At 54.3% G+C, this 9,015-nt stretch carries 8 protein-coding genes and 1 pseudogene; 8 read left to right on the top strand and 1 reads right to left on the bottom strand.

Annotated elements, in window-relative coordinates:
- The 8 genes and pseudogenes from PDO_RS28930 to PDO_RS05355 form a co-directional block, all read left to right on the top strand.
- Nucleotides 1–287 (top strand): annotated as a pseudogene (locus PDO_RS28930) (ABC transporter permease); the annotation flags it as partial.
- Complete coding sequence (locus PDO_RS28925) at nucleotides 284–655, top strand: ABC transporter permease (protein ID WP_007598870.1); 372 nt, start codon at nucleotides 284–286, stop codon at nucleotides 653–655. The pseudogene PDO_RS28930 and the gene PDO_RS28925, both read left to right, overlap by 4 nt.
- Nucleotides 645–1,880 (top strand): ABC transporter ATP-binding protein, encoded by a 1,236-nt coding sequence (locus tag PDO_RS05375; protein WP_007598868.1) that lies wholly within the window; start codon nucleotides 645–647, stop codon nucleotides 1,878–1,880. Before PDO_RS28925 ends, PDO_RS05375 begins: the two co-directional genes overlap by 11 nt.
- The gene (locus PDO_RS05370; protein WP_007598867.1) at nucleotides 1,877–2,635 is read left to right on the top strand and encodes a class I SAM-dependent methyltransferase; all 759 of its coding nucleotides are present in this window, start codon (nucleotides 1,877–1,879) and stop codon (nucleotides 2,633–2,635) included. The genes PDO_RS05375 and PDO_RS05370 overlap by 4 nt, the downstream gene beginning before the upstream one ends.
- Before the next feature lie 18 nt (nucleotides 2,636–2,653).
- Nucleotides 2,654–3,145: an acyltransferase gene (locus PDO_RS26955; RefSeq protein WP_007598865.1), complete on the top strand. Its 492-nt coding sequence runs from the start codon at nucleotides 2,654–2,656 to the stop codon at nucleotides 3,143–3,145.
- 55 nt (nucleotides 3,146–3,200) lie between these two features.
- Nucleotides 3,201–5,240 carry a hypothetical protein gene (locus PDO_RS28920; RefSeq protein WP_007598863.1) on the top strand — a complete coding sequence of 680 codons (2,040 nt, stop codon included), beginning with the start codon at nucleotides 3,201–3,203 and terminating at the stop codon, nucleotides 5,238–5,240.
- Between the two features lie 205 nt (nucleotides 5,241–5,445).
- Entirely contained in the window at nucleotides 5,446–7,035 is a 1,590-nt protein-coding gene (locus PDO_RS05360) for a glycosyltransferase family 2 protein (RefSeq protein WP_244426356.1), read from the top strand.
- A gap of 217 nt (nucleotides 7,036–7,252) precedes the next feature.
- On the top strand, nucleotides 7,253–8,248 hold the full coding sequence (locus PDO_RS05355; protein ID WP_007598860.1) for a KpsF/GutQ family sugar-phosphate isomerase: 996 nt from the start codon (nucleotides 7,253–7,255) through the stop codon (nucleotides 8,246–8,248).
- 302 nt (nucleotides 8,249–8,550) lie between these two features.
- Here PDO_RS05355 and PDO_RS05350 read toward each other — a convergent pair.
- The coding region (locus tag PDO_RS05350; protein ID WP_007598858.1) for a HEPN domain-containing protein at nucleotides 8,551–9,015 on the bottom strand (465 nt) is incomplete at its 5' end.

Genomic DNA, 9,015 nt, shown 5'->3' with positions numbered 1-9,015 from the left:
GGCTTGTTTTTGGTTATTTTTTGCGACTGAAGTGGGTACACCCAGTGTCGGGTGCCGAAGTGCCTTACATTGTCCCGCTATTTGCTGGTTTGGCGACTTACTTGCTGCTGACTGACATTGTTATGGCTTCGCTTTCGATTTTCCGACAGAAAAGAGAATATGTAAGGCGCGCGGCTATTCCGATATGGGTACTTTGGCTTTCGATGATTATGCGCGTCGGCATCGCCTCTGCGGTGAATTTTTTGTCCTGGCTGCCATATCTTTTAGTGCAGGGCTACTTTCGTTGAAGTCGCTGGTGGCGATTCCACAAGCGCTGCTGCTGGTGCTATTTTCAGCCACCGCTATCTCACTATTTCTCTCGCTGCTTGGTCCGTTTTTTAAAGATCTTGACGAACTGTCTCGCATCTTGCTGCGCGTATTGTTTTATACCTCTCCGATCACCTACCCGATGAGCGCAGTCCCCGAGCGATTTGCCGTGTACTTATGGGTAAATCCAATGACCGTTCTAGCAGAGGGGGTGCGCAACTCCTTCGTATTCGGGCTCGCGCCCTATCCTTTTTCTTACGTCGTCATGCTTGTGTCTTCAATTGCACTAGTCGGGGTAGGGATGTGGCTGTACTCGCGACTGAAGGGACCGATCGTCGATGTCGTCTGATCTACTTCTTGAAGCGCACGGCGTCTCCAAGTCCTACTCCATGTCGCTGTCACCGCACGAGCGTTTCTTCGAGGCCTTGTTTGGCTGGGCGCCAGATAAGCCACACCATGTGGTGCTGCGGAACGTTGATATCGAGGTTCGGCGCGGTGAAACACTCGGTATTATGGGCCGTAATGGCGCCGGAAAGACGACCCTTCTGGGAATTCTCGGTAACATTATCGAGCCATCTTCTGGCGCCGTTAAGCGATACGGCACGATCGCTGTTCTTCTTGCTGTCGGGGCGGGCTTCAACCCGCAATTTACCGGTCGCGAGAACGCCGAGCTGTTTTGCAGTCTCATGGGGCTTACCAGCGCCGCGACCGCAGCACGCATGAGCGCCATAATCGAGTTTGCCGACCTCGATGATTATTTCGACATGCCACTCAGGACGTACTCCTCGGGTATGATGGCGCGTCTTGGTTTTGCCTGCGCAATCCACGTCGACGCGGACGTCATCATCATTGATGAAACATTGGCGGTTGGTGATGCAGGGTTCCGTGTCAGGTGCTACGAACGCATCAAGCACATGCAGGCCAACGGTCAGACATTCCTTCTTGTAAGTCACAGCCCTAACTTGATCGCCAATTTCTGCACGCGGACTATTGTTATCGAAAACGGTAGCAAGGTTTTTGATGGGTCTCCATTGGATGGCCTTAACACCTACAAGGATATCAGAGAAAATCTTGCCTTAGGCAAGAAGCCGCTCCAAAGCGATGGCAGAGGCTCCGATCTTGTCGCACCTAAGCTACTACTCGAAAATGTACACTTCCGCGAGGAGACAGATGCTGACGGCAGCAAACTAGGCATACTAAGCTGTGATCTCTTCGCTAAGGAGTCTGTTCTGAACCCAGTTGTTAGCTTTGGCATACGCAACCAGGAAGGCATCGTCATCTGCAGCTACGATAGCGGATATGGACTGAACCAAATAAGAGCGATGATTGCCGGCGACAGAACCTCACTCACGTTCCAGTTCAAGAACATTTTGCTGGAGGGCGCATACTTCATCAGTGCCCGCGTCGCTGAGCGGGTGGCCGATGTGACGCTGACACTGGGAACACACCACAATGTCGCCCGGTTCGATGTCGTCGGAAGAGCCGCGAACGCTGGCTTAGTCGACCTTAATGCAATTTTGTCCACATCTTCCGCATCGCAAAATGACGATGCCCAAAAGGTATCAATTCAATGACCACTAAATCGACTGTTCCGGAACGCGTTCAAAAACGGCCGTCAGTGTATAGCGTTCGGCAGGAGCTTCCCCATACTCGTCCTTACGAATTATACTACGCGGAAAAAGTCCCTCTTCTTCAAGTGTTTGAAAAGGCGGCGCTGGCTTGGGACAACCGGTCTCGCTCAGGGATACTGCGAAATCTGGCTCGTTTGGTTGGTATCGGAAAACCTATGCAAGCTGCTGAATGCGGTGTTTATCGAGGCCATTCGCTGGTCGCATGCCTGCGCATCGCGCGGGATCTGCACGTACCTGTTGACTTTATTGGGCTTGACAGCTTCGCAGGGCTACCATCCTTGGTTGAAGAGGATCTCAAGGTCGCGCCGGAAAATGCGCCGTATAGGAAAAAGGTGCTGTTTGACGACACCTCTTTCGAAGCTGTTGACAAACTCGTCAGATCCGCTGGTTTTGCGAAGAATGCCAAGTTGGTCCGAGGCTTTTTCGTTGAAACACTTTCGAAGCTTCAGGCGGCTCGTTACGACTTCGTGAACATCGACTGCGACCTATATGCACCGCACATCGAGTGCCTTGAATACTTCTATCCCAAGATGAACATCGGCGGCATTATTTTCTTTGACGATTATCACTCCCACGATTTTCCAATGGCAAAAAGTGCTATCGACAAATTTTTGGAGGACAAACCCGAAACTCTCCTTCATCTCCGTTTTGGACCGGAGGGTACCAACCACACTAAATGCTATATTGAAAAAATGTAGCACAGGAAGAAATGCCGCATGTCTCAAGGCGTAATTATTGATGCAACAGCACGCGTAGATGAGCGCGCTGTAATCGATGCTGGTGGCGGAAGTATCGTGATTGGGCGGAAGAGCACTATCGCTCCGTTTGCCATGATACTCGCCCATGGCGGCCACATTGAGATTGGCGAATTCTGTAGTGTCAATCCATTTTGCGTATTGTATGGCCATGGTGGCCTGCGGATAGGCAATTATGTTCGGATAGCTACACATACCGTAATAATTCCGGCAAATCACGTCTTCGATGATCCCTATACTCCCATTACAAGCCAAGGATTGACTAAGCTTGGCGTCACTATCGGAGACGATGTTTGGATTGGTGCGGGAGCCCGAATACTCGATGGTGTGACTATTGGGAATGGAGCGGTTATAGGCGCAGGGTCAGTCGTTACAAAGAACATACCTGACCGCGCCGTTTTCGCCGGTGTTCCAGCTCGCAAACTTGGCGAACGTGGTACGAAATCTTCTTAACAGATGTACACACAGCATCAAGGACAGCAACGGCGAACGCCCCGGGAGTATTCATGTGGCCGGAAACAGTGGTAGATCTCTATTTTCTGGTAAAACAGCAAAGTATCGGCAACTCCGTATAGCTGTAGTTGCGCGTCATATTGATAGGGAGCGCGTGAGTGCTTTGCGTCGGGCGCTGTGGTCTGCTTCAGTATGGCGGGCGGCTGGCTACGGGGTGGATCTTTTTTTTGCAACGCCGCCGCGACGCCGGTTGGGAGACTATGTCGCACTTGTTGTGGTAAACCCCACTAGAGCAGATGATTTGGCGTACTATGATGAGGCGGTCGAGTTTGGCTTGGCGCTTATCGTCGATGTCAGCGTGACCGGAGCTACAAGGAATGGTAGTCAAATTGAGCCGATCTCGGTCTCGGCCATTACCCGCAACTGTTTGTCGCTAGCGACCATAGTAACCACGAGATCAAGTGCAGAGGCGGAGGATCTCACCAAGCTTGTTGCTCCCCATATCCCTGTCTTGTCGTTGGGAATTCCATCTGAAGAAGAAGTTGACACAGCCCAGCTGGTAGATGCTTTCAAATGGGACCTATACGGTGCCCGTTTGCGCGTTTCGCTTTCATTGTTGCCACAGATCTTGTTGTCGCCGCGCAGCCCTCTGGCGGCCCCAAGGCGGATATTCAACATGGCGCGCTCAATTCCACTGTCATGGTGGTTCACACGTGTGCCGTTTGCTGTGGCAAGGCGGATTGGGATGCGATTTAAGCTGCTCAATTCGAGGGCGTCCAGAGTGCTTCCTGAAGTCGGACGAGTCCAGGCACCTAGTGCGGAGCAAATTGGTGTTGCCATTGTGCAGGACACCCATGTCTGCGGGCTATCCTCTTCATGCTGTGACCGTGCTACCAGCACCCGAGAATGGACGAGCGTAGTTGAAAAAGCCATTCTGGAGGCTGCTGCAGCTCCAGCTACTAATGCACCACCGCGGGTGAAGCTCCTTGTCTTGATGGATCTTATTCAGGATCTCGATGTCGTACTGCCTATTGTGGACCGGATGCTGAGTGACCGCCGCTTTGCTCTCACGATCGCGATTACAGACTGGCTCGATAAGGTTTCTCCGCGGGTTTCACGGGAATTGATCGCTCGCTCAATCGTTCCCGTAGTCATAACCAAGAAAGATGCGATTGAGGGTCTGGAGCCAGATCTTGACCGGACAAGTGCGCTTATCACTGCGTGTGAGACCAACCATCCTGCTCATCGCGTGACCCATGCAGTTGTACGTAGGGCCAAGAGCCGTGACATCCCAACGTATACGTTGCAACATGGGCTGGAAAACATAGGTTTAACCTATTTTGAGCCAATGCCCGACCACACCGGCCCAATCGAGATGGCCTCTTCCACGATCTTCACCTGGGGGCCGGTCGAAGCGTTGCCTGCGGAGGTGACCCCAAACATGCGCGCACGCTGCTTTGCTGTCGGCACTCCGAAGCCGATGAAACCGCTACAGGTGGATCTGCCTGTTCATAAAAGCTTAGGTCCCGTAGTGGGTGTGTTTGAAAATCTGCATTGGGAGCGCTACACCGATAGCTATCGCATGGCGTTCATCAAGGACCTGTGCCTAGTTGCATCGGCACGTCCAGATACTATGTTCCTGCTGAAACCTCACCATGCTGGCATGTACCTTGTCAAGAACAGCCATTTGCTGGCGGACGCCCCTAGCAACGTTGTGTTGGCCGACCCCTCGATGCCAACTTGGGAGCCTTTTACGGCAGGACAGATTATCAGCTCTGTCGATGCCGTCATCACTACACCCTCAACGGTAGCTCTAGATGCTGCCCGCGCGGATCGCGCGGTCGCCGTGGTCGGCTATGGTATGGCGCTACCAGTCTACGAACCATTGTCCATTCTGGCTGACACTGGCACCTGGCTGAGTTTCATTGATGAGGTAAGTGTTTCGTCAACGGCCTTGCAGTCCCGTCTGAACACGTTTCGCCTGCGGCATGTGATTGAGGGTGATGCGGTGGGCAGAATTCTCGACAAGATCGCCTTGGACGTGGGCAGTGCGCGACACCGGAAATGGCAGGGAGCAAAGCATTATGGTGGCTAACGTCATGCTTACCCTAGCTCAGCGTGTTCTATCTGCGATGCGAAGGCGAATTGGAAAGTGCGGTAGCGCTGTCGCTTCTGCCAAAGCATCAGAGGCAGCCATTCAAAAGCTGTCATACGCTGACTGGGTAAGCCAATACGTGACAATTGGTCCTTCCGAGCGGTGCCTCCTCATAGAGTCGCAGAGGAAACTTGCCGACCCTCTAATGATCTCAGTCGTGATCGACGCAGATGGTGCGAGCTTCGAGGACATCGAGTTCAGCCTTAGTTCGATCAGGGGGCAAACTTATGATCGCTGGCAGGTAATAGTTGTCAATCCTCCCGCTGGCTTCCATGTGGCAAAGTGCTCAAAATCGCCTGAGATTTTTTTGGACAGCCGCGCCAACAGCGCAGATTTTGCGGAGTTATTGCTAGGGCCAGCGTCAGGTTCGTTCATCGTGCCGATGGTAGCGGGTGATCAACTGTCACCAGCTGCGTTGACTGTTTTCGCGTTGGGTTTTGCGGAAAGGCCGGAAACAGTTGCGCTTTACGCGGACGAAGATCGCGTTGATTCAGCCGGCCAACACTTCGATCCTTGGTTTAAAGGCGCCTGGAGCCCTGATCAAGCGATGGCCCAAGCATACACGCTGAGGCCTTGCGCTCTAAGCCGCGAGACAGTTCTGGCTGCAGCCTCGCAGGGAACCCAAACATCTTCATTGATGGAATCGATCTACGCGACGTGGTTATGGCTTGCCGGGCAAAATGGCGGACTGATACAGCATTTCCCATATGTGCTTTATCATCAAAAGTCCGATGCGCCGAATGCTGAGGCCCTGGAATTCGCGCAAGTCGTTCGAGAATCCTCGTTGGCCATCAAGCACAATCTTGAAGTTCGCAGCAACGAGTGTGTCGAAAATGGCTGGCGCCATGTAGTCTGGCCAACTCCTTGCCCGGCGCCGCGTATATCGCTGTGCGTGCCGACGCGCGACCGTCACCAACTGCTGTCAACTTGCGTGGAAGGACTACGTCAACTTACCGATTGGCCCGATCTTGAGATCATTATTGTCGACAATGGGAGTGTCGAAGCGGAAACTCATGCCTACCTTAAAAGTCTTGCGGTAGACCCCCGGGTGAAAGTGCTGCGTGATGAGGGCTCTTTCAATTTTTCGCGGCTTAACAATCTGGGCGCGGCAGCCTCGACTGGTGCATTATTCGGCCTCATTAATAACGACCTCGCCATCAAAGAGTCCAATTGGCTGCGTGAGATGGCGAGCCACGCGGTGCGCCCAGACGTGGGCGCGGTGGGAGCGTTGTTACACTATGGCAACGACACGGTTCAGCATGCTGGCGTAGTGGTCGGGATCGGCGGAGTGGCCTCTCACATCCATAAGGGATTGCCGGCTGGGCAAGTGGGTTACCATGGCCGGGTGACCGTGGCGCAGGACGTCACCTGTGTAACAGCCGCGTGCCTCATAACTCGTTGTGAAGTCTATCGACGTCTTGGGGGGTTGGATGATCGGCGTTTTCCCATTGCCTATAACGATGTCGACTACTGCTTGCGTGTGCGCAGCAGCGGGCTCAGGATAATTTATACTCCGCACGCGCGTCTGTACCATCTGGAGTCTGCGTCACGCGGCCTCGACGTTTCAGGTGCCCGCCGAGCCCGACTGGAGCAGGACAAGGAGGCCATGCGGGAACGTTGGGGTGCGATGATAGAAGAGGATCCTTTTTACAGTCCCAACCTCTCGAATAAAGCCACAGATTGCCGGCCAGCATTTCCTCCGCGCATTGCAATTCCTTGGAAAAGGATATCGTAGAACTTCTATATTATAAACTGCTTAACAAGCGAGGGGCAAGCAAGCGAGATTTGCAGGTCGCGGCCGACATCAAACGGCCAGAGAAGTCTCTGTCAATACATTTCGAAAGACTAATGTGGTGTCGCCAGGAGGAGATTGTGGGCATCGGCGTGCGGCGACCTGACTATGGAGCCGGTTCCGATGGACAACTCGATCAAATAGCAGTATCGGGACTGTGATGATTAAACGTGCTGTCAATCTCGTCGAAGCTGGCGCCATCGAGTCGGCCATTCGTGTTGTCTCGACCGAACGGGCTGGGTTGCTGGCGCTTGAAGAGGCCCTGGCCGGGCCGCTGGCCCAGTCGTTCTGTAACGCGGTGAAGGTGATCGGCGATATCGCCGGTCGTGTCATCGTCACCGGTGTTGGCAAAAGCGGCCATATCGGCACGAAGATTGCCGCGACCCTTGCCTCGACCGGCACGCCGGCCTTTTTCGTGCATCCGGCCGAAGCCAATCATGGCGATCTCGGCATGATCGGCGCCGATGACGCGATCCTTGCCATGTCCTGGGGGGGCGAGACCGCCGAGTTGCAGGGCATCGTCAATTTTTCGCGGCGCTTTTCCATTCCGCTGATTGCCATGACGGCCGGGGGCCAATCGACGCTGGCGCGCAATGCCGATGTGGTTCTGCTGATGCCCAAAATCCAGGAGGCCTGTCCGCATGGGCTGGCGCCGACCTCGTCGGCCGTCTTGCAACTGGCCATGGGCGATGCGATTGCGATTGCGCTCCTTGAGGCGCGCGGTTTTTCACCCAGCGATTTCCGCACGTTTCATCCGGGCGGAAAACTCGGCGCGAGCCTGACCCATGTGCGCGATATCATGCATACCGGTGACCGGGTTCCCCTGGTCGCGCTTGGCACCTCGATGCCGGATGCGGTCAAGACCCTGTCGAGCAAGCGGTTTGGCTGTGTCGGTGTGATAGATGCCGCCGGAAAGCTGTGTGGCATCGTCACAGAAGGTGACATGGCGCGCCATCTGGCGCGGGACCTGTCGGTGCTCAATGTCGATGACGTGATGACGCCCAATCCGAAGGTGATCGATGGTGCGGCGCTGGCATCCACTGCTGCGGCACTGATCAATAAACACGGCATCGGGGCTTTGCTTGTCGTGGATGAAGGCCATATTCCGGTCGGGCTCATCCATTTCCACGATCTGCTGCGCATCGGGGTGGCCTAAGAGACTGTTTGAAAACCCATTGAACGGCTTGTTGGAATATGATTCAAGCTTGGGATGTGGACCTCAACGACGCGTGGCCGAATGGCCGACTGTGTATTCCGATGAAGCCGGCCACCGATTCCGATATCAAGCCGGCCAGTCATTCCGATTTTATTCCGGCCGTCGTTCCGATTTGAAGGCGGCCACTTATCGGACTGATCCTGGGTCTGTTTGACGTTTGGATCTGGTTTGGTTCGACGTAACCCCACGGTAAGGGCCGTCTTGCGAGGTTGAGGCGAACATCGGATGTCCTAGTGCAAACACTAGGAGTAGTCCCTGAGCTTGTCGATATGCCTCTCGCAGACCTGCTTCACAATGCTCAACAACACGGCCGTCTGGGCGCCTAGCCAAGCCAGCGCCTCTTCGCTGATTTCGAAGTGCTCGGAATATCGCGCCTTCACATAAGCCTCATTCAGGGTGTTGAACCATGCCCGTTCACGGTGCTGGTCGCGTGGAAATGCTTCAGCAAGACGGCGATCTTGCTCCTCAGCAAGGGAGCGGAGGAACTTGATGTTGTGGGAGGGAGGGGCGTAGTTGGTGAGCGTCAGCAATACGCAGGTGTAGGCCTGTTCGATGGTTTGATGGACGTCAAACGCTGCGACGTCAAGATTTCCGCGTTGTATATGAAATGCGGCTCCTTCTGAAAACTGGCGAAGAAGTCTCATGCGGCTTTCGAATTGGCTTGACGCAATCCGTAGTCGTTCCTCGTGCGTCAGCTTTTGCGGCTC

The sequence above is a fragment of the Rhizobium sp. PDO1-076 genome, from assembly GCF_000247475.1.
GTDB lineage: Bacteria > Pseudomonadota > Alphaproteobacteria > Rhizobiales > Rhizobiaceae > Allorhizobium.
The sequence above is the reverse complement of the archived record's forward strand: the minus strand, read 5'-3'. Positions and strand labels throughout refer to the sequence as shown.

Excerpts from the sequence above, each read along its gene's own strand:
- PDO_RS05375 (WP_007598868.1), top strand. The coding sequence starts at position 645 with ATGTCGTCTGATCTACTTCTTGAAGCGCACGGCGTCTCCAAGTCCTAC.
- PDO_RS05370 (WP_007598867.1), top strand. The coding sequence starts at position 1,877 with ATGACCACTAAATCGACTGTTCCGGAACGCGTTCAAAAACGGCCGTCA.
- PDO_RS26955 (WP_007598865.1), top strand. The coding sequence starts at position 2,654 with ATGTCTCAAGGCGTAATTATTGATGCAACAGCACGCGTAGATGAGCGC.
- PDO_RS05360 (WP_244426356.1), top strand. The coding sequence starts at position 5,446 with ATGATCTCAGTCGTGATCGACGCAGATGGTGCGAGCTTCGAGGACATC.
- PDO_RS05355 (WP_007598860.1), top strand. The coding sequence starts at position 7,253 with ATGATTAAACGTGCTGTCAATCTCGTCGAAGCTGGCGCCATCGAGTCG.